The organism is Bacillus sp. Marseille-P3661 (assembly GCF_900240995.1).
In the GTDB taxonomy this organism is placed as follows: domain Bacteria; phylum Bacillota; class Bacilli; order Bacillales; family Bacillaceae_J; genus OESV01.
This window is the reverse complement of sequence record NZ_LT965953.1, coordinates 2281769-2301388: the sequence shown is the minus strand read 5'-3', so window position 1 is coordinate 2301388 and position 19620 is coordinate 2281769. Positions and strand designations below refer to the sequence as shown.

The window sequence follows — 19620 nt, the reverse complement described above, 5'->3', positions numbered from 1 at the left end:
TTGTTGAAAACAAAGGTCTATATAAATTTCAACTAGGCAGTATATGCGGGTGTAACTTTAAATATTGATGTCCTGCATGTCTTACAAAAAAGGTGCTTGCTAAAGCGCAGCACCGAAAGGGTTAATGACTTATTAAAGGGGCTATAATGTCAATTCGATTGGTCCATATGCCACCTGTATAATCTAAAGGCAGCCTTTCTAAATCTTGTTCATTATCAAAACCTTCAGACCAACCACCATCACCAGCTACAAGGATCACACGTGTATTTGAATTTTTCATCCGAGTTACGAACTTATTAGGATACCCCCACATTAATGGTGCGTATTTCTCTGGTATATGCAATTGTGTATTTTGACAAGAATTAGGAACATATCCCGTCCAACCGACAGCCAAATAAGGGAGTAAACAACTCTTCATAGTTTCTAATGACATGACTCGAAGGGATGGTAGATGCTGCTTTAATACGGCAATTGGTGCATCCCCTCCATAGACCGATAATTGGCTTAATTGGGCTTCATCTAAGCGGGAGAGATACTGAGCTAGTTGTTTTCCTTCATTAGGGTCGTCGCTTTTAATATGTATTAAAAAAGCTTGCTTTTGAAATTGTGTTAATACTTCATCAAGTGTAGGCATCATTCCGATTCCTTGGCCACGGAAAGGATAAGTATTACCTCCGTTAGCTGTATAACCATAGCCTACATCTAATTGTTTTAACTCTTCCATTGTATGTTCACGTGTAACACCATTACCGTTTGTTCTACATTCAAGTGTCCAATCATGAAATACAGCAAATTGACCATCTTTTGTAGGGTGTACATCAAATTCAACAATATCTGCGCCTGCTTTAAAAGCAGCTTCTATTGAAGGAATTGTATTTTCTAAGTATGGATGTTCGGGTTCATAAATTCTTTCAGCGGTACAGGTATCATTTTGGATCCCTTCCATATGAAAGGTTTGAGCCATTCCTCTATGTGCTAACAATATAGGCGGATTAATATCTTTTCTTGAAAAGAGTGAACTGTTATTTGCATACATGAAAGCAATCAAAAGAACTAAAAATATAACTATGTTTTTCAGGATTCTCTTAAACTTTTTCATAGACCCTCCTTGTTTGAATCGGACACAAATCGCAGGAATTAGCATTTCTTCGCATTATTATATATAATAAATGTTTATCATATAAATTTACAGCTAATAATTTAAATAACAGGATGCATACGATGAAAGAACAACTTGGTTCGTGTTAGAAAACCTTATTTGAATGGTTTTTCTAAATATTAGGAAGGATGATTAAGCATGTTTACAGAAGTTTTAGTCATCAAAGGCAAAGCATTTAAAGAATGGTATATCAATAGAAAAGATAATCGAAAGATAATGGTAGCTGATGCTGATAGTGAAATCAGCCTAGAAGTGCTTAAAGATACGGAATACTATATTATAGCTCAACAATCAACTACTTCTATAGATTTATATCGGGTACGTTATGCAAATAAAGAAACTAAAATTACGGATTGGTTACGTGAAAATAATCAATTAATCGAATAGGTAAAAATGAAGGATATATTTTACATAAAGGTTTTATTAAACATTTACTACAGTTTGCCGATATTATGAGTGTGAGCAACGCATCCCTAGCAGGGTTGTTCATAATCATGCAATTCCTCTGTATGGGTTCACCCTAGTTGGTGAACTTTTTTTTGTATTTGCAACCATTGTTTTTATAAATAAATAATCAGATAGTTTGACTTGAATAGTTTTACAAGTACTATTAAAGTTAGAAGATAAGTTATAAGAAGATTCGCCATTTAACACATATTGCAAATGACGATGTTTACCTTAAACGGTAGTCTTTAATGAAACTAAATTTTCTTAAAGTATATAAAAGTAGGTGGGAAAGTGGAAGAAAAGTTTTTTACGATTGGCATGGCAGGACATATCGACCATGGCAAAACAACATTAACAAAAGCATTGACGAATGTTGATACAGATCGTTTAAAAGAAGAAAAAGAAAGAAATATATCAATAGAGTTAGGATATGCACCGTTACATATAGATAATGAAATGCAAGTGTCAGTTATAGATGTTCCTGGACACGAACGCTTTATAAGGCAGATGATTGCTGGTGTAGCCGGAATAGATTTAGTTGTTTTAGTAATTGCAGCTGATGAAGGGGTAATGCCGCAAACAAAAGAGCATTTGGAGATACTTTCCTTTTTAGGGATACAAAAAGGTATTGTTGCTGTTAGTAAAATTGATCGTGTTGATGAAGAGTTACTAGAGTTAGTGGAAGAAGACATAAAAGATCAACTAACAGGTACCGTGTTTGAAGATGCCCCGATGATATTTATTGATAGCTTATCAAAAAAGGGATTAGAAGAGCTTAAAACCCAGATAAAAGATGAACTAAATAGTCTACAGTTTAGAGATTCACGCGGTGCGTTTCGTTTACCGATAGACCAAGTTTTTTCGGTTCAAGGGCAAGGTACGGTTGTCCGTGGGACAGTTTATGAAGGATTTGTTCGAAAAGGCAGCCAGCTTACCATCTTACCAGCAGGTATTTCTGTGAAAGTTCGACAGATTCAAGTTCATCACCAAGAAACTGAAGTGGCTAAAGCAGGTCAACGAGCTGCTTTAAATCTCGGTGGTGTTACTAAAAATGAAGTTGTCCGAGGAGATGTCTTGGTATCCTCTGAGCATTTTATAGTGACAGATACAATTGATATTACTGCTCAATTTGTATCGGATTTACAATCTCCTGTTAAACAACGTGCACCAATAAAGCTTCATATTGGCACAACTGAAGTTATGGGGAAAATTGTATTTTTTGACCGAAATGAATTATTTGACGAAGGCGATGAAGTAGTTTGTCAGCTCCGCTTAGACCATCCAATTGTATCTAAACGTGGCGATCGATTCATCTTAAGGCGACCAACACCAGTTGAAACGATTGGGGGCGGTTGGGTGATCGATCCAAAAGGTAGTCGGTATCGTTTTGGGGAAAAAACGATTGAAATGTTACAACAAAAGAAAGAGGGAACACCAGAAGATCGAGTTCTTTCTATTCTAAGAGAGCGAAAATTACTTTCACTCGAGGACTTACAAAAGTACACCTCAATGGATAAGGAAGAATTAACCAAAGCGATGAGTAATGAAGAGGCTGCTATCTATCAAATTAATCAAAATAATTATGCTTTAACTGCAGATCTCGATGATATAAAAAGTGTGATCGAGGCAAAACTGATAACTTTAAAAGAAGAAAATTCTTTGAAAATGGGCTTTAATAAAACAGAGCTAGTACACTTTTTACAAGCTCAATATCCAAAACAGCTAATTGAATTTGTAATAGAAAAGCTAATCTCGGAAGGATTTTTAAGTAAATTTGATCAATATATTCACCTTGGTACTTTTAAACCTCATTATCCGGATAAGTGGAATAAAAGAATGGAAAATGCTGTTCTTCATTTAGAAAATAGTGGTCTTGAAGTTCAACCTTTTGAACAATATCTCAAGGATGCAGGTATTCCGATAGATTTCAAGGATGATTTAAAGCGTTACCTACTCCTAACTAAACATGCGGTTGCTATGGATGACAACCATATCATTACAATGGTTGCCATTGATAAGGCTATCCGATTAATGAAATCAAAAACAGACGAAACATTTGCTATTAAGGATGCTAAGGAAATTCTCGGTGTGTCAAGAAAATATTTAATACCAATACTAGAGATGTTTGATAGTATGAAATTAACCATTAGAATGGACGATAAGCGAAAGTGGGTGAATTAGTCTGTTGTCTACACCACGGATAATGTTGTTTACTCCTTATTTCAGTGGAAACAGGGGGAATTCAACTACTACGAAGAGAATTGTTGATGGTCTTATTCAAAATGGATTAGAAGTTAGTGTTTTTGCCTATGAGGAAGAAATCTGGACAGAGACCATACAGGCGAAAGTAAATAGATGTGATATCATCCATGTGATCCATTTTTATCGATTTTCAAGTTGGCTTCAACGAAATGAAATCAAGTTAACAAAGCCCTATATTTTGACAAGTGGCGGTACAGATGTCAACCATTATATTTTTGAAGAAAAATATAGTGAAGAGATGATTGATGTTTTACAAAATGCTAAGGTTATTACTGTTTTTACAGAGGATGCCAAAAAAAAAATGAACCAAGTCTACGAAGGCATGAACTTATCTATTGAGGTTATCCCACAAAGTATTTGGTTTCCGAAAGACCGGAGCCAAGCAAAGAATGTACAGCTCCCAGAAGGGAATCCTAGAGTTTTATTGCCATCAGGATTAAGAGATGTAAAGGATATTTTTTTTCTAATGGATGAGCTGAAAGGTCTTCAGGAGAAATATCATGATCTACAGTTTCTAATTACAGGTATGGTTCTAGATCAAGAGATTTTGTCAACACTTAAACGATATATGATTGACAATTCATGGATACATTTCATTGAAAATGTACCAATCGAAATGATGCCAACTATTTACACTTGGGCAGATTATGTATTAAATACTTCAATTTCTGAAGGGCAGTCTTCAGCGTTGTTAGAAGCAATGGATATGGGATGCTTAGTGTTTGCACGTAATAATCCAGGAAACGCCAGCATCATAAAAGATGGTGAGAATGGATATCTATTTTCTAGTGGTGATGAGTTTCTAGAAAAATTTGAAAATGTATTACATGATATACAAACAAAAGAAAGAATAAGGACAAACGCGAAACAATATATTCAAGTACAACACGATTTTAACAATGAAATTTTGTCGTATATAAAAGTATATAAAAAATGTTTAGAGCACAGTTAAAAAAGATCCCTCAATAAATAAGAACAATCTTAAATATGAATAGATATGGTGAAAAACATGAATTTAAATCATCTTAAAGCATTTGAGAAAGTTATTCAGGTGAAAAGTTTTCAAGAAGCGGCGAAACTACTTTCAGTATCACAACCAGCAATAACATTGAGAATTCAAGCATTAGAAGAGCATTTCAACACAAAGTTGGTTATGAGAACAACGGATGGGATCCAACTAACACCACAGGGTGAGGTTATTTATGCAAAAGTAACGGAAATCCTTAAGCTCTGGAGTGAACTTGAAACACAAGTTCAAGGTGATGAACCTGTTGGAAGGTTGGTGCTGGGGGCAAGTACTATTCCTTCAGAGTATGTGTTGCCGACAATCATAAAAGAATTTAAAGGCGATTATCCGAAAGTAGATTTTTGTATGAAAATCTCCGGTAGTAAGGATGTCGTATCTTGGTTGAACCATCGATCTGTTGATGTGGCTATTACAGGTGAACCTAGTAAAAATCCATCACTGTATTCCATCCCAATATTGAAGGAACAATTAAGTATTATTGCTCCCATTGGGGTGTTTGATGAGGATGTTTATCATTTTCACGATTTACTTGAAAGTGAGTGGATATTACGGGAAAAAAGTTCTGATACAAGAGCTTCGTTGGAAAAAATGTTTGAAACATTAAACTACAGTTTAGATCAAATAAAGATTGTCGGAGAATTAGGAAGTACAGAAGCGGTTATTGCTGCTGTAGAAGCGGGGTTAGGTGTATCAGTTGTATCATCGTATGCTGCTGAGCGTGCCAGCCATTATGGAAGAGTAAAAATTATTAAATGTATTGATTTTAATATAACAAGAAGCTTTTATTTTTCATGCTTAAATGAAAATAAAACTAATAATTTAATTTCAACTTTTTTAACCTTTATCCAGAGAACATTAAAAAAATAGGGGATGCATTGCATCACCCTATTTTACATAAATTGATTTTTTTGAATCGTTAGCGTTTACTTCACCGATGATTTTTGCGGCGTGGATTCCTTTATTATGTAGTTTCTCCACATAAGTTTTAGCATCCTTACTACTTAGACTAACTAAAAGACCACCTGATGTTATCGCATCACATAAAATATGCTGCATACTTTCGGATATTTCTGATGTGAATTCCACATCATCTTTCAACCATTCATAGTTTGCTTTTGAACCACCCGGAACAATGCCTTTCTCTGCAAGCTCATGTGTACCTTCTAAGATCGGAACTTCAGCATGATTAATCGTAAAACTTACATTACTTCCCTTAGCCATTTCACATGCATGACCTAGCAAACCGAATCCAGTGACATCAGTTACTGCATGGACTTCTAAGCCAGCTAACTCTTCTGCAGCTGTTTTATTAAGGGTAGCCATTGTTTCAATTACACTTTTTTCTTGTTGCTCAGAAACAGCACCACGTTTGATTCCAGTTGTTAATATCCCAACCCCAATAGGTTTAGTTATCACAAGAACATCTCCCGGTTGTGCGCCTACGTTTCGGAAAAACTTTTCCGGATGCACATAGCCGGTAACAGCCATTCCAAATTTAGGTTCTTGGTCGTCGATAGAATGGCCACCAACTAAAATGGCCCCTGATTCTTTAACTTTTTCTGCAGCTCCCTTTAAAATTTCGGCTAGCATATCAGCACCTAGCTTTTTAATCGGAAAGCCAACGATATTTAAGACCGTTTTTGGTTGTCCACCCATTGCATAAACATCACTAAGAGCATTGGCTGCCGCGATTTGCCCAAACATATATGGATCATCAACAATCGGCGTAAAATAATCGACTGTTTGAATCAAAGCTAAATCATCTGAAACTCGGTAAATGCCGGCGTCATCTGAAGTGTCTAAACCAACTAATAGATTTGGGTCATGTTCTCTTTCTGGTAATAATCGCAAAACTTGCGACAATTCGGCTGGGCCGATTTTGCATCCTCAGCCAGCTTTTGTTGACATAGCCGTTAGGCGAATTTTTTCATTACTCATTTTTAACACCTCCTATTAGAGTATAGTATATCATTGTCAGTTTTCCATAATAAAATGACTTTTAAGCAAATGATTTTACGGAAATACTGAAATTATAATAATATTAGTATTAGGAAAATAATTGTTAAATTTAAGGAGGTTGCTTAATAATGAAATTAACTATTGAATTTTGCATGCAGTGAAACTATGCACCAAAGGCTGCGAGTTTCGCAGAAGGATTATTTTCCCACTTTCGTCATAACATCACATCATTAGAGATGATTCCAGCTTCAGGAGGAGTTTTTGAAGTAACCGTTGATGGTGAAAAATTATACTCAAAAGAAGAAACGGGTAAGTTTCCGAATGTAGAAGAATTTATAACTACGTTAGAAAGCTTGAGATAAAAATAAATAAGTTTAAATATTAAGTAAGGATGAAATGGCATTTCATCCTTTTTCTTTTTCCAATAATTAAAGGAATACAAAGCTCATCTTACAATATGGAATTGTAGAAATATAGAAACTAAAGTGTTTATTAGCTATTCAATATCAATGTATGACTGTTTGTTGCCTTTCCCAGTATTTTTTAAAATTTGAATTTCTAGTATTCCATTTTTGTAATGCGCTTTAGTATTTTGAGGTGTCACTTCGAGAGGTAATGGAATAATTCGCTCCAGTTTATTTATACTTCTTTCCTTTTTATAATAATTTTTTTTACTGTCAAAGCTTTCAATCTCACGATGGTCTTCTGCTACAATTCGTAAACCCTCATAAACAGGTTGGATTTTAATTTGTTTTAGTTCAAAGCCAGGTAACTCAGCTTCCACAAGAATTTTGTTTCCCATATCATAGACATCAACTTGAAATGGCTGTTGGAATAATGAAGTAAATGGATCGTCAAAGAATTGGTTCATAAGCTCATGTAGATCCTTTATAGATTGGAGCTGTTGTTTCTTAAAATCGTCCATTTACATCCCTCCTTTTTAGTATTTGTTCCAAAGTGGATAAGTGTCTGAATTTAACCAAAACACCTTAGGTAAATAGTTTCCATAATAAATGTATTCAGGTGTGAAATTTATGTTTAAGGAAAAAGCCCAAAATTTTCAAGGTATAATGAAAAATGATATAATACAGGCAGAATTTAGGAGTGGAGGAAAAGTATGAAACAGTATTTACGATATTTACCCCCTGTACATGAACTTCAAAAAGCAGATTCCTTTCTGTCCTTATTAGAAACATACCGTATTAGTGAGTCAAGATTAACGATGTTAGTTCAGGATACTATTGACCAAATTCGTGATGATATATTATCCAATAAGTGGGAAGGTGCTGTTGAAGGAATAGATAAGGCATATTGGTCGGATTTTATTTTTATGAAGGTTAATCAATCAATAGAGAGACTTTCGCAGCATTATTTAAAGAGAATCATCAATGCGACGGGGACGATTTTACATACAAATTTGGGAAGAGCACGTTTAGGTGACCGAGTGATGGAACATGTTGTTCAAGTTGCTCAGAACTATTCGAACCTAGAATATAAAATCTCGGAGGGGAAACGTGGGTCACGACATGATATCATTGAAGGCTTAATTAAACAAGTAACAGGTGCTGAAGCGGCAATGGTTGTGAACAATAACGCGGCAGCTGTTTACTTAATACTAAGAGCGCTTGCAAAAGACAAAGAGGTTATTGTCTCAAGGGGACAGTTAGTAGAGATAGGTGGCTCATTTAGAGTATCCTCCATTATGGAAGAAAGTGGCGCAAAATTAGTTGAAGTTGGGACGACAAATAAAACACATTTATATGATTATGAGAATGCAGTTTCTGAAGAATCAGCGATGATATTGAAAGTACATACTAGCAATTTTAAAATTGTCGGATTTACAGAGGATGTGCCTAGTCAAGATCTCATACAGTTAAAAAATCGCCATGAACATATTATCTATTATGAAGATCTAGGCAGTGGTGCACTATATGACTTTAAACAGCATGGAATTAGTGAAGAACCAGTAGTGAGTGAAGTTATTAACATGGGAGCAGACCTTGTTTCTTTTAGTGGTGATAAATTATTAGGTGGTCCTCAGGCTGGCATTATTGCCGGTAAGAAGAAATATATAGATAAACTGAAAAAGCATCAGCTTGCCAGGGTGCTACGTGTTGATAAAATGACATTTGCTGCCCTTGAAGCAACACTAAAAGCGTATTTGCTTGGTGAAGAGTCTATAAAGGAAATCCCAACAATTCGTGATATTTTGCAAACACCAGTTGAAATCTATGATCGAGCAGATAAATTTAAAGAACTTTTAATAGAGCGATGTGGCAATCAATTTGATTGCAGTATCGAGCAAGAGCATTCACAAATTGGGGGAGGTACAATGCCTGATGTCCATTTAGTCACGTTTGTAGCAGCTATTTCAAATATGGAATGTAGTTCTGAGCAGCTAGCTACTAAGCTTAGACATCATACACCAAGCATCGTTACCCGCCAAAAAGATGAAAAAGTATTGTTGGATTTTAGAACTATTACGGACGATGAAATTCCGTATATAATTGCTGCATTTTCAGCAATCAGTTAGTTTACATATCGTGTCCTTGATTGTTCTTTTGTCTTGTATGATTGTGATTTTTAACTTTTTTTGATCCGCTTAATGCCTGTGGTTGATTGGTATGTTCTTGTTGGTTTTTTGGTTGATTTGTACGGCCTGAGCCCATGAAAATCCCTCCTTTATTCATAGGTTGGATAGAAGTAAAAGAATTATTCCTAAAATCGTTTCTCTTCACTTGTATCAAACCAAACTTTTTAGTCCATACTATTGCTTAGAGTTTTATAAGCAACATGATTAAGGAGTTGGAATAATGCCATACAGAAAAGATAAACAACAAGCATTTCAAGCTGCACAACAAGGAGTCGACCATGCTGTCGATATTTATAAAGATTTAGTAAAAAATGATCCTGACTATGGTGCACATCTTAAGGATTTAAAAAATGAAGTATACGAGGCCTTCTCACAAATAGACAATGCCTTAGAAGTAGCGTCTGAAACTCAATTAGATCAATTACAAAAGTTTAAAGGTGATTTACAAAATATTGTAAATAATGTCGATTTTGAGGAATAACTGATAAAGCAATGGACCTAATAAAAACGCATTGAATTTCCTATGGAATGAATGCGTTTTTTTGTCATCAATTGTTCTTGATAGATGTTAGATTTTATAAAAAAAAATTTCAAATAAAAGCAAAAATCACAAAAGAGCTTGAAATATTTTCAAGCTCCTTTAATTGTATACATATTTATTAGCGAATTAATGCATACTAAATCAATGTACTATTGATTTTTCTTTCGCTTTTTATTATGTTGTTTTTGCGTTTCAGTTAATGGTTCATTGGATAACTCTTCGTTATAGCCTGCACCAGTACCTTGAGCTTTTGCAGCATTCATGCCAGGAATTATATGATTTGCTCTACGTTTAGGCATAATGTACTTCACCTCCAATCATAGACTGTGCTAATTTTTAGACAAATATGTATGAATATTGCTATAAGCGAAACTTATGTCGATTGATTGGGTTCTTGTTATTTACTTATAATTAGAATTCTATTAAAATGAAAAAGTGCAAACATAGTTGGAGACATGTTAATTCATTTCTATTATGGACGACATGTATAATATTATATGAGGGGGATACATACCTATGGCAAACAATGATGTATTTAACGCACGTAAATCGTTTGAATCAAACGGTAAAACGTACAACTATTTCGACCTAGCTGCCCTTGAAGGTGTTGGTAATATTTCAAAATTACCATACTCCATTAAGGTATTGCTAGAGTCAGTTCTACGTCAAGTAGACGGACGTGTTATTACGAAAGAACATGTAGAAAACTTAGCAAAATGGGGAACGAGCGAGCTTCAAGATATCGATGTTCCATTTAAGCCTTCTCGTGTTATTTTACAAGACTTTACAGGCGTTCCAGCTGTTGTAGACTTAGCTTCTCTAAGAAAAGCAATGGCAGATATGGGTGGAGACGCTGCTAAAATTAATCCTGAAATTCCAGTTGACCTTGTAATTGACCACTCAGTACAAGTAGACAAAGCTGGTACTAGTGATTCATTAGAATTTAACATGGATTTAGAGTTCGAACGTAACCAAGAACGTTACCAGTTCTTAAGCTGGGCTCAAAAAGCATTTGATAACTACCGTGCAGTTCCGCCTGCAACAGGTATCGTTCACCAAGTTAACCTTGAGTACCTTGCAGATGTTGTAATGACTAAAGAAGACAATGGTGATGTTGTTGCATTCCCAGATACTTTAGTAGGTACAGACTCACATACTACGATGATTAACGGTATTGGTGTTCTTGGATGGGGTGTAGGCGGTATTGAAGCAGAAGCAGGAATGCTTGGACAACCTTCATACTTCCCAGTTCCAGAAGTTATCGGTGTTAAATTAACTGGTAAGCTTCCAAGTGGAACAACTGCAACTGATGTTGCATTAAAAGTAACACAAGTATTACGTGAGAAGAAGGTAGTAGGTAAGTTCGTAGAATTCTTCGGACCAGGACTTGCTGAAATGCCTTTAGCAGACCGTGCGACAATCTCAAACATGGCTCCTGAATATGGTGCAACATGTGGTTTCTTCCCAGTTGACGAAGAAGCACTTAACTACTTACGTCTAACTGGCCGTCCAGAAGAACAAATCGCACTTGTTGAAGCATACTGCCGTGCAAATGGTTTATTCTATGTTGCTGGTGAAAGTGTTGATCCTGTATATACAGATACAGTAGAAGTGAATCTTTCTGAAATTGAAGCTAACCTTTCTGGTCCTAAGCGTCCACAAGACTTAATTCCACTTTCAAAGATGCAAGAGTCATTTAAGAAGGCGGTTGTGGCTCCTCAAGGAACACAAGGTCTTGGCTTAACAGAAGCTGAATTTGATAAAGAAGTAACAGTTAAGCTTGCTGATGGCACTGAAACAACTATGAAAACAGGTGCAATCGCAATCGCAGCTATTACAAGCTGTACAAATACATCTAATCCATATGTATTAGTGGCTGCTGGTTTAGTAGCGAAGAAAGCTGTTGAAAAAGGTCTAGAAGTACCTGCATATGTTAAAACTTCATTAGCTCCAGGTTCAAAGGTTGTTACTGGATACCTTCGTGATTCTGGTTTACTACCATACTTAGAGCAACTTGGTTACAACATTGTTGGTTACGGCTGTACAACATGTATCGGTAACTCAGGTCCATTAGCAGATGAAATTGAACAAGCAATTTCTGATAACGACTTAACAGTTACATCAGTACTTTCTGGTAACCGTAACTTTGAAGGTCGTATCCATCTTTTATTTAAAGCTAACTACTTAGCTTCACCGCCATTAGTAGTTGCATATTCATTAGTGGGTAATGTTGATGTTGACCTACAAAAAGATTCATTAGGTAAAGACAAAGATGGCAATGAGGTATTCTTTAGCGACATCTGGCCAACTAAGGAAGAAGTTCAAGCTGTTGTTGAGAAAACAGTTACACCAGAACTATTCCGCAGAGAATATGAAGATGTATTCAAGAGCAATTCTCGCTGGAATCAAATCGAGTCTCCAGATGATGCACTATACAACTGGAACGATGATTCTACTTACATTCAAAATCCTCCATTCTTTGAAGGATTATCAAAAGAGCTTAATGAAATTAAGCCATTAACTGGTATGAGAGTAATCGGTAAGTTCGGTGATACAGTTACAACTGACCATATTTCACCAGCTGGTTCAATTGCAAAAGATTCTCCTGCAGGTAAATACCTACAAGAGAAGGGTGTAAGTCCACGTGACTTCAACTCATACGGTTCTCGTCGCGGTAACGACCGTGTTATGACAAGAGGAACATTTGCTAACATTCGTATCCGCAACCAAATCGCACCAGGTACAGAAGGTGGATGGACTACTTACTGGCCAACAAACGAAGTTACATCAATTTATGATGCAGCAATGAAATATAAGCAAGATGGAACTGGCTTAGTTGTACTTGCAGGTAAAGATTATGGTATGGGTTCATCTCGTGACTGGGCAGCTAAAGGTACAAACCTACTTGGCATTAAGACTGTTATTGCTGAGAGCTATGAGCGTATTCATCGTTCTAACCTTGTGTTAATGGGTGTTCTTCCTCTTCAATTTAAAGAAGGAGACAACGCTGAATCACTCGGTTTAACTGGTAAAGAAACAATTGAGGTTCAAATCGGTGAAGATGTTAAACCTCGTGACTTCTTAAAAGTTACAGCTACTAAAGAAGATGGTTCTAAAGTAGAATTTGAAGTACTTGCTCGTTTCGACTCTGAAGTTGAAATCGACTACTACCGTCATGGCGGTATCCTACAAATGGTACTTCGTGAAAAATTAGCTCAATAAATTAAAAAACAGTAGTGCTATGGCAAACGGGTTTACTTGTGAGGTGCAAAACGGTAAATTGCAGACTGAATCAAATTAGCAAATCACATAAACTTCACAGTAAAAAGGCTTAGGGATGCAATATCTCTAAGCCCTTTTTACTTTTCATTTTTTCCCGAAACCACCCGTAAGTTGTCCAATTTCATTAGATGCCAAAGCGAATTTGATAAATAAGCGGAGAAATTTCGCTTAATTAGGAAATAGCACTGAAAATAGCTTAAATAGACGGAAAGATTCCGCCTATTTACTCGAAAAACGTAAAAATGGGTACCTTTACTTTGCTTAATCGGAAAATCTCCGCTTATATACCCCGAACCAAGCTCTATCCTGCTGTTTAACCGAAAAATCTCCGCTTATTATTAATAACTCTGGTTACTCAATGATAATCTACATACTAAATCTCAAAATCAAGCACCCTCCAATATTTATTTCATACCCTGTGATTTACTATGTGAATTAGGAGACGATTAGTTATTAAAATTCGCCAACATGTTTATAAATCAATAAAAAACGCACTGTGAATTATAAAGTGAATTCAAGTGCGCTTTCCTATGTGTTTTACAATGTTTGCACCTCTGAAGTAAACTTGTTAGTGCTATGGCACTACTGTTCTTTTTTTGGTAAGATTAATACGGTTAGTGGTATTATAGGTGGTGTTTGGTTTGCTGAACGATGGAATGTTAATAGGACCATTTCTAATTAAGTATCAATATCTTTTTGTATTTATTTCTTTTATGATTGCTTATATAATAATAAGGTATCGACTAAGATACAATTCTGCTATTCGAACCAATATCATCAACCACCTTATGAATGCCATCATATTGTGGTTGTTTATATGGAAATTTAGCTATATGATTTTCTTTACTTCTAAAGCAATTTTAAATCCAAGTAGCATAATTTATTATACAGGCGGAACATATGGAGCGACATTTGGAGTATTTGGCGCTATTATATACATATATATGCAGAATAGAAAAGCAATGTTCCCGCTTAAAATTTTGATTGATACGATTTTCATAGGAGTGATTACTTTTTCTATAGTTTATTTACTCCTTTGTATTGTAGTAGACAAAGATGCCCTATCGAATACTTTAATTGTTTTGGTATTGTACAGTGCATATATTTTTTACTCCAAATTTTCACCGCTAATGAAACCATATCAAACTAAACTATATTCTACATCGGAGAGGATGGAATTTGTGAAAAAAGCTCTTGTACTACTTTTATTTGTTGGCCTTATTGGATATACGCTTTATACTACTGTATTTATGGATAAAAATGTAGCAGTTGGTATTGAAAAAGGTAACCTAGCCCCAGATTTCGAACTTCTATTATTAAATGGTGAATCAAAGAAATTATCAGATTTCCAGGGTCAAAAGGTTATGTTAAACTTCTGGGCATCATGGTGTGGACCTTGCCGTGCCGAAATGCCTGAGATGCAGCAATTGCATGAGGAATATAAAGAAAAAGGAATTAGTATTGTTGCAGTTAATGCTTTTCATACTGAAACAAGCACGGCAGCACCAGAGGAGTTTATCAATGAATTAGGATTGTCTTTTCCGGTCTTGGTTGATGAAAAGGGTGAGGTAAGTGAAACCTACCAGGTAATTGCGCTACCAACTACTTACTTTATCGATAGTGAGGGAAAGATTCAAGACAAATTTACGGGTACGTTAAACTATGAACAGATGTTAAACGGTCTTTCAAAACTCGATTAAAAGTAGCTCTACACTCATTGTAGAGCTTTTTTAGTATTAAAAAATATTTAAATGTTCCATGAATGGACATTGTAAATTTTGGCAATAATTGAAATAAGAGTTTTTCGAAAATTTAAAATGGAGTGAAGAGAATGAGAAAATTTAAAGGCAGATCATTTAAGGATTTAGTATCAGAAAACAAGAGGGAATTACTAAATGATCGTGAAGCATTAAATAAAATAGAAGAACGTTTAGAGAAACGTGCCCAAGCAAGATTAATGTAGCAGGAAAAAAGCGATTTGCTTTTTCCTGCTTTTTCTTTTATATAAAAGTCAAATCATGTTGATATTAATAGTGAACGTCCAAAAAATTTTAGGGAGGTTTTAGCTATGACAAATCCGAATCAATATCAACAATTTCAGCCTAATCATATTGGAACACAGCCACGAAAGTATGGAAATAATAAAGGGAAAAAGTATCAAAATCAAACCGGCGAGTCACCACAAGTAATTCAAACTAAAGGTGAATAATTTCAATTCAAAAACACGAATGTAAAGGCTCAACTTTGGAAAAATATCATAGTATGAACTTTTTAAAAAGGAGAGAATTGCGATGAACAAACCAAAACCAGATGATCGTAGTGATAATGTAGAAAAACTTCAAAGTATGGTACAAAATACAATTGAGAACATTGAAGAATCACATGACACAATGCAATTTGCTGATGGAGCTGAACGTCAACGAATTGAAGAAAAAAATAAACGTCGTGAAGAATCCATTCACGCAATGCGTGAAGAAATTAAGGATGAAGCTGCAGCTCGCGAAAATGGTTACAAATAATTATGTGTAGAAAAGGGCAGGAGACAATCCTGTCCTTTTCAATTAAAAATTTAAACCGAATTTTAAATAAGCAACTAAAAGGAAGAATAATTGTTATATGGTAAAATAGATAAAGAACCATTAATGTGAGGAGAATACAAATGTTAATTACAGAAGAAAAAATTGATGTCCGATACGCAGAAACAGATCAAATGGGTGTAGTGTATCATGCTAATTATCTGATTTGGTTTGAAATCGGACGAACTAAACTCATTAAGGAACTAGGATTTAATTATGCTGAAATGGAACAAGATGGTATTGTTTCACCTGTATTAGATGTAAAGGTCTCCTATAAAAAAGCAATGCACTATGGTGAAACAGGAATTGTAAAGACATGGATAGAATCATACGATGGCTTTCGTGTTGTCTATGGGTACGAAGTAATCAATGAAAGTGGGGAGCTGGCAGCAAGCGGGCAAACAGATCATATTTGTGTTAAAAAAGATTCTTTTCGGCCTATTCGAATTTCAAAGCTATATCCAAAATGGCATGATGCGTATGAAAACGCAAAGAAAAAGGGTGAATAAGCGTGGCCTTTGGAATTAAACGACATGAGCTAGAGGAATGGAAAAGTGTTGTGGAAAGTGGTAATATTGCTTTTCTAACTCACTATTGGATTCATCCAAGATTTCCCGATTGTACCACAGTGACAAAAGTAGGTTGCAGTGATTTGAACAAACTTATACACTGGGGGCATCAATATGGATTAAAGCAAGAGTGGATACATAATCGATCAAAATTCCCCCATTTTGATTTAATTGGTATAAAACAAGTAGAAATACTTAAGCAGGAAGGCTTAATAAGTCATATACAAAGATTTAAAATGGACTCGCCAGATAAAATTAATTTTGAGAACTCATAGGTTAATCCTACTTAAATGAGGTTGCCAAGTAAATAAATTTGGTTAGGTCCACAAAAACGAGATTTCATTTCGAAATCTCGTCAAGTTTGTTAGTTATATTGGAATTCTATTTCATCAATAGTATCGTTATAAATTACCGTTAGGTTATGCTTATCAAAATACCATAAGTCCTCTCTTTCAATAAAGAAAGTAATTCCTTCGTTTTTAACCTGGACTTCGGGTTCCTTAGGCATATCCATTGACATTCCTAATGAAAATCCTTTTTGAAGAGGACTAGAACCACCATATCTTGCGAAAAAACGTACATAATCTCCGTTTGCTAGCTCCATTTCCCTTTTGTACCATTCTAATGCAGGTTTAGTGATCATAAGTTGCATATTCCTCATACCCTCCCGAATTGTTGGTGTCATGATATTTATAAGCTTATTATAAATTTTAAAAAGAATGATTCCAATGACAAACTTGTTAACTTTTAATGATAAAACAAAGTTGACAGAAAATCGACACTTACTTGGAATAAATTACTAAAATCTGAAGGCTATAAAAGCTATCTTTATTATTAAATAAACCCGCTTAAAAGCGGGTTCAATTAATATAGGATTAATCGAAAAACTCTTTAAGTTTCTCTTTCTCTGTTGGAGAGGCATGTTCATTATAGTAAGGATTTTCCTCTTTAATGTTTTTGGGATCTAGATTCGTTTTAATAACAAATGTAGGTGCAGAAGTAGAGTCCGCAATAACTCGGTCATTTAATTGATCAAAATCAGGACTATTTCTATTCAAAAGAATCACCTCCCCGTAACTAACAATCACTAATTAGGGTGGTGATTTTCAATTAAATTTATGCTTTATTTATCGTTATCAGTTATCAAACATTCGGGACAGCGGCCATAAATTTCAAACTTATGACTAGTAATTTGGAAGTTTTCCATATCGTTTTCAAGTAAACGCATTGGACAGGCATGGATTTGCTCTGTTTTTCCACAATCCAAGCATATAAAATGGTGGTGATGATGGTTGGCATCACAGGTAAACCTGAAATGTTTTTCACCATTTATATCAGTGGATTCTAATATTTTTAACTTAGAAAATAAGTATAAGTTACGATAAATCGTATCAAAACTAAGACTAGGATAACCATCTTTTAACCGGTCCTGTACATCTTTTGCGGTAAGGTAACCATCATGATTTGAAAACAAGCGTAAAATATCTGCCCGTTTGTCAGTATGCTTGTATCCTTCATCCTTAAGAATATGAAGGGCTTCATCTATATTCATCGAATCTACTCCTTGCAGTTTTTCTTGGTAAGGAACGAGTGATTTTTTTGATTAGTATTGTTGTCATCAATATTAAAATCGAAAAAATAACAATAGTGCCCCCGGGAGCAATATCCAAATAGTAAGCAACAATTAAGCCGCCGACTACAGCTATTTCACCAAAAAGAACAGAATAAAGGATTGTCTGTTTAAAACCTCGTGCGATCCTAATACTAGATGCAACCGGTAAGGTCATCAAAGCTGAAACAAGCAACACACCGACGATTCTCATCGAAGCTGCAATGACTATAGCAACCATTACAATAAACAAAAAGTGAATCCATTTAGCATTTATACCAGATACAACAGCATGTTCTTCATCAAATGATAAAATAAAAAGTTCTTTGAAAAATAAGACGATCATCGAGATAACTACAATTGTTACAATTAAAATGGTCCATAGATCGACTCTGCTCACGGCGGTAACACTACCAAATAAATAAGTGAAAAGGTCTGTATTGAAACCGTCAGCCAAAGATATAAAGACTACGCTTAAACCGACACCGCCTGATAAAATAATCGGTATGGCTAACTCTTGATAATGCTTATAAATTTTACGAAGGTTTTCGATTAGCATGGATCCGCCGACAGAAAATACCATTCCCATATATATAGGATTCAACCCTTGGAAAGCCATAACTTTTTTTTCAAGTAACATGCTTGCGGCTATCCCTGCAAGAGTAATATGGCTTAATGCATCGGCTATTAGAGATAATCTTCTGACTACAATAAATACACCTAACAGAGGCGCTAAAATACCAATCATGATTCCTGTGAAAAAGGCATTTTGTAAAAACTCATATTGGAGTATATTTTCAATCAATGACTTGCACCTCCATGCTGGTGGTTATGCGTTAGTACTTGTAAATCATGACCATAAAAGTCAGATAAATCAGCATGATTGATTGCTTGAAATTCATTTGATTCCCCATGAAAATGAAGGTTTTTATTTAAGCATGCAACATGTGTAGCGTGATGTGTAATTGTGCCGACATCGTGAGTAACCATAATTAATGTTATACCTTTTTCTTTATTCAAATGAGCCAGCATATTATAAAAGCTTTCTACGTTTTTTTGATCTACACCGACAGTGGGTTCATCTAAAATAAGTAATTCGGGTTTACTTACTAATGATCTAGCTATAAAGACACGCTGTTGTTGTCCACCTGAAAGTTCACCAATATTTTGATAGGCGTATTCTTCCATTTCTACCGCCTTAATTGCGTCAAGTGCTAATTGTTTATGGCTGTTATTGATAAATTTAAATAAGCCTACTTTAGAAGTTAGTCCACTTAAGACAACTTCAAGTACTGTTGCAGGAAAACCAGTATTAAAACTATTTGCCTTTTGAGATACAAAACCAATTAGATGGCGCTGTTTAAACTTATGAATGGGAGTACCATACATTAGGATCTCACCCTGTTTTGGCTTTAAAATTCCTAATATCAACTTAATAAGCGTAGATTTTCCAGATCCATTTGGACCAACTAAACCTAAAAATGTTCCTTTTGTTATTTTAAACGATACATGATCTAGTACAAGTTTGTTATCATATGCAAAAGAAACATCTTTAACATTTATGACCTGTTCTTCATTTGATTTTTCCATATTATA

The 19620-nt window shown here is 35.1% G+C and carries 24 protein-coding genes; 14 read left to right on the top strand and 10 right to left on the bottom strand.

Annotation, left to right across the window (positions count from 1 at the left end; genetic code table 11):
* Positions 1 to 121: 121 nt before the first annotated feature.
* Positions 122 to 1099 carry a glycerophosphodiester phosphodiesterase family protein gene (locus C1724_RS10675; protein WP_102346639.1) on the bottom strand — a complete coding sequence of 326 codons (978 nt, stop codon included), beginning with the start codon at positions 1097 to 1099 and terminating at the stop codon, positions 122 to 124.
* Positions 1100 to 1297: 198 nt separating this feature from the next.
* Between C1724_RS10675 and C1724_RS10670 the strand changes: the two genes are divergently transcribed.
* The 4 genes from C1724_RS10670 to C1724_RS10655 all read left to right on the top strand — a co-directional run bounded on the left by C1724_RS10670 (position 1298) and on the right by C1724_RS10655 (position 5762).
* Positions 1298 to 1546, top strand: coding sequence for a hypothetical protein (locus tag C1724_RS10670; protein ID WP_102346638.1), 249 nt, complete (start codon positions 1298 to 1300; stop codon positions 1544 to 1546).
* A 351-nt stretch (positions 1547 to 1897) separates the two neighbouring features.
* A complete protein-coding gene (gene selB / locus C1724_RS10665; RefSeq protein ID WP_102346637.1) occupies positions 1898 to 3787 on the top strand; it encodes a selenocysteine-specific translation elongation factor in 1890 nt (629 codons plus the stop codon).
* Positions 3788 to 3791: 4 nt separating this feature from the next.
* The gene (locus tag C1724_RS10660; protein ID WP_102346636.1) at positions 3792 to 4820 is read left to right on the top strand and encodes a glycosyltransferase; all 1029 of its coding nucleotides are present in this window, start codon (positions 3792 to 3794) and stop codon (positions 4818 to 4820) included.
* Positions 4821 to 4877: 57 nt separating this feature from the next.
* Positions 4878 to 5762: a selenium metabolism-associated LysR family transcriptional regulator gene (locus C1724_RS10655; protein ID WP_102346635.1), complete on the top strand. Its 885-nt coding sequence runs from the start codon at positions 4878 to 4880 to the stop codon at positions 5760 to 5762.
* 18 nt (positions 5763 to 5780) lie between these two features.
* Here C1724_RS10655 and selD read toward each other — a convergent pair whose 3' ends face one another.
* Positions 5781 to 6833, bottom strand: a complete 1053-nt coding sequence (selD, locus tag C1724_RS10650) for a selenide, water dikinase SelD (protein WP_102346634.1) — start codon at positions 6831 to 6833, stop codon at positions 5781 to 5783.
* A 149-nt stretch (positions 6834 to 6982) separates the two neighbouring features.
* On the opposite strand from selD, the gene C1724_RS26280 reads away from it, so the two are divergent.
* A complete protein-coding gene (locus C1724_RS26280; RefSeq protein ID WP_374703433.1) occupies positions 6983 to 7216 on the top strand; it encodes an Rdx family protein in 234 nt (77 codons plus the stop codon).
* A 134-nt stretch (positions 7217 to 7350) separates the two neighbouring features.
* Here C1724_RS26280 and C1724_RS10640 read toward each other — a convergent pair whose 3' ends face one another.
* A complete protein-coding gene (locus C1724_RS10640) occupies positions 7351 to 7779 on the bottom strand; it encodes an Hsp20/alpha crystallin family protein (RefSeq protein ID WP_102346632.1) in 429 nt (142 codons plus the stop codon).
* 192 nt (positions 7780 to 7971) lie between these two features.
* Here C1724_RS10640 and selA point away from each other — a divergent pair, with 192 nt between their 5' ends.
* On the top strand, positions 7972 to 9387 hold the full coding sequence (selA, locus tag C1724_RS10635; RefSeq protein ID WP_102346631.1) for an L-seryl-tRNA(Sec) selenium transferase: 1416 nt from the start codon (positions 7972 to 7974) through the stop codon (positions 9385 to 9387).
* Between the two features lies 1 nt (position 9388).
* On the opposite strand, the gene C1724_RS10630 is transcribed toward selA, so the two are convergent.
* Positions 9389 to 9523 carry a small acid-soluble spore protein P gene (locus C1724_RS10630; RefSeq protein ID WP_180994223.1) on the bottom strand — a complete coding sequence of 45 codons (135 nt, stop codon included), beginning with the start codon at positions 9521 to 9523 and terminating at the stop codon, positions 9389 to 9391.
* Between the two features lie 144 nt (positions 9524 to 9667).
* Between C1724_RS10630 and C1724_RS10625 the strand changes: the two genes are divergently transcribed.
* Positions 9668 to 9928, top strand: coding sequence for a hypothetical protein (locus C1724_RS10625; RefSeq protein WP_102346629.1), 261 nt, complete (start codon positions 9668 to 9670; stop codon positions 9926 to 9928).
* Between the two features lie 209 nt (positions 9929 to 10137).
* On the opposite strand, the gene sspO is transcribed toward C1724_RS10625, so the two are convergent.
* The gene (sspO, locus tag C1724_RS10620) at positions 10138 to 10287 is read right to left on the bottom strand and encodes a small acid-soluble spore protein O (protein ID WP_102346628.1); all 150 of its coding nucleotides are present in this window, start codon (positions 10285 to 10287) and stop codon (positions 10138 to 10140) included.
* 217 nt (positions 10288 to 10504) lie between these two features.
* On the opposite strand from sspO, the gene acnA reads away from it, so the two are divergent.
* The 7 genes from acnA to C1724_RS10585 all read left to right on the top strand — a co-directional run bounded on the left by acnA (position 10505) and on the right by C1724_RS10585 (position 16690).
* Positions 10505 to 13210 carry an aconitate hydratase AcnA gene (gene acnA, locus C1724_RS10615; protein ID WP_102346627.1) on the top strand — a complete coding sequence of 902 codons (2706 nt, stop codon included), beginning with the start codon at positions 10505 to 10507 and terminating at the stop codon, positions 13208 to 13210.
* A 701-nt stretch (positions 13211 to 13911) separates the two neighbouring features.
* Positions 13912 to 14970 (top strand): redoxin domain-containing protein, encoded by a 1059-nt coding sequence (locus C1724_RS10610; RefSeq protein ID WP_102346626.1) that lies wholly within the window; start codon positions 13912 to 13914, stop codon positions 14968 to 14970.
* A 131-nt stretch (positions 14971 to 15101) separates the two neighbouring features.
* On the top strand, positions 15102 to 15233 hold the full coding sequence (locus tag C1724_RS10605) for an FbpB family small basic protein (RefSeq protein WP_102346625.1): 132 nt from the start codon (positions 15102 to 15104) through the stop codon (positions 15231 to 15233).
* A 105-nt stretch (positions 15234 to 15338) separates the two neighbouring features.
* On the top strand, positions 15339 to 15479 hold the full coding sequence (locus tag C1724_RS10600) for an acid-soluble spore protein N (RefSeq protein ID WP_102346624.1): 141 nt from the start codon (positions 15339 to 15341) through the stop codon (positions 15477 to 15479).
* Positions 15480 to 15561: 82 nt separating this feature from the next.
* Complete coding sequence (gene tlp / locus C1724_RS10595) at positions 15562 to 15789, top strand: small acid-soluble spore protein Tlp (RefSeq protein ID WP_102346623.1); 228 nt, start codon at positions 15562 to 15564, stop codon at positions 15787 to 15789.
* A 140-nt stretch (positions 15790 to 15929) separates the two neighbouring features.
* Positions 15930 to 16355, top strand: coding sequence for an acyl-CoA thioesterase (locus tag C1724_RS10590; protein WP_102346622.1), 426 nt, complete (start codon positions 15930 to 15932; stop codon positions 16353 to 16355).
* Positions 16356 to 16357: 2 nt separating this feature from the next.
* Entirely contained in the window at positions 16358 to 16690 is a 333-nt protein-coding gene (locus C1724_RS10585; RefSeq protein WP_102346621.1) for a hypothetical protein, read from the top strand.
* A gap of 89 nt (positions 16691 to 16779) precedes the next feature.
* On the opposite strand, the gene C1724_RS10580 is transcribed toward C1724_RS10585, so the two are convergent.
* The 5 genes from C1724_RS10580 to C1724_RS10560 form a co-directional block, all read right to left on the bottom strand.
* Positions 16780 to 17067: a HesB/YadR/YfhF family protein gene (locus C1724_RS10580; protein ID WP_102346620.1), complete on the bottom strand. Its 288-nt coding sequence runs from the start codon at positions 17065 to 17067 to the stop codon at positions 16780 to 16782.
* 223 nt (positions 17068 to 17290) lie between these two features.
* On the bottom strand, positions 17291 to 17473 hold the full coding sequence (locus C1724_RS10575) for a hypothetical protein (protein WP_102346619.1): 183 nt from the start codon (positions 17471 to 17473) through the stop codon (positions 17291 to 17293).
* 65 nt (positions 17474 to 17538) lie between these two features.
* Positions 17539 to 17967, bottom strand: coding sequence for a Fur family transcriptional regulator (locus C1724_RS10570; protein ID WP_102346618.1), 429 nt, complete (start codon positions 17965 to 17967; stop codon positions 17539 to 17541).
* Positions 17954 to 18829 carry a metal ABC transporter permease gene (locus tag C1724_RS10565; RefSeq protein WP_102346617.1) on the bottom strand — a complete coding sequence of 292 codons (876 nt, stop codon included), beginning with the start codon at positions 18827 to 18829 and terminating at the stop codon, positions 17954 to 17956. The genes C1724_RS10570 and C1724_RS10565 overlap by 14 nt, the downstream gene beginning before the upstream one ends.
* Entirely contained in the window at positions 18826 to 19614 is a 789-nt protein-coding gene (locus C1724_RS10560) for a metal ABC transporter ATP-binding protein (protein WP_102346616.1), read from the bottom strand. The genes C1724_RS10565 and C1724_RS10560 overlap by 4 nt, the downstream gene beginning before the upstream one ends.
* Positions 19615 to 19620 lie beyond the last annotated feature (6 nt).

Coding starts and splice junctions, on each gene's coding strand:
- C1724_RS10625 (WP_102346629.1), top strand. CDS start 9,668: ATGCCATACAGAAAAGATAAACAACAAGCATTTCAAGCTGCACAACAA.
- C1724_RS10600 (WP_102346624.1), top strand. CDS start 15,339: ATGACAAATCCGAATCAATATCAACAATTTCAGCCTAATCATATTGGA.
- C1724_RS10630 (WP_180994223.1), bottom strand. CDS start 9,523: ATGGGCTCAGGCCGTACAAATCAACCAAAAAACCAACAAGAACATACC.
- sspO (WP_102346628.1), bottom strand. CDS start 10,287: ATGCCTAAACGTAGAGCAAATCATATAATTCCTGGCATGAATGCTGCA.
- C1724_RS10675 (WP_102346639.1), bottom strand. CDS start 1,099: ATGAAAAAGTTTAAGAGAATCCTGAAAAACATAGTTATATTTTTAGTT.
- C1724_RS10590 (WP_102346622.1), top strand. CDS start 15,930: ATGTTAATTACAGAAGAAAAAATTGATGTCCGATACGCAGAAACAGAT.
- acnA (WP_102346627.1), top strand. CDS start 10,505: ATGGCAAACAATGATGTATTTAACGCACGTAAATCGTTTGAATCAAAC.
- C1724_RS10605 (WP_102346625.1), top strand. CDS start 15,102: ATGAGAAAATTTAAAGGCAGATCATTTAAGGATTTAGTATCAGAAAAC.
- tlp (WP_102346623.1), top strand. CDS start 15,562: ATGAACAAACCAAAACCAGATGATCGTAGTGATAATGTAGAAAAACTT.
- C1724_RS10560 (WP_102346616.1), bottom strand. CDS start 19,614: ATGGAAAAATCAAATGAAGAACAGGTCATAAATGTTAAAGATGTTTCT.
- C1724_RS10640 (WP_102346632.1), bottom strand. CDS start 7,779: ATGGACGATTTTAAGAAACAACAGCTCCAATCTATAAAGGATCTACAT.
- selA (WP_102346631.1), top strand. CDS start 7,972: ATGAAACAGTATTTACGATATTTACCCCCTGTACATGAACTTCAAAAA.
- C1724_RS10655 (WP_102346635.1), top strand. CDS start 4,878: ATGAATTTAAATCATCTTAAAGCATTTGAGAAAGTTATTCAGGTGAAA.
- C1724_RS10580 (WP_102346620.1), bottom strand. CDS start 17,067: ATGCAACTTATGATCACTAAACCTGCATTAGAATGGTACAAAAGGGAA.
- C1724_RS10570 (WP_102346618.1), bottom strand. CDS start 17,967: ATGAATATAGATGAAGCCCTTCATATTCTTAAGGATGAAGGATACAAG.
- C1724_RS10670 (WP_102346638.1), top strand. CDS start 1,298: ATGTTTACAGAAGTTTTAGTCATCAAAGGCAAAGCATTTAAAGAATGG.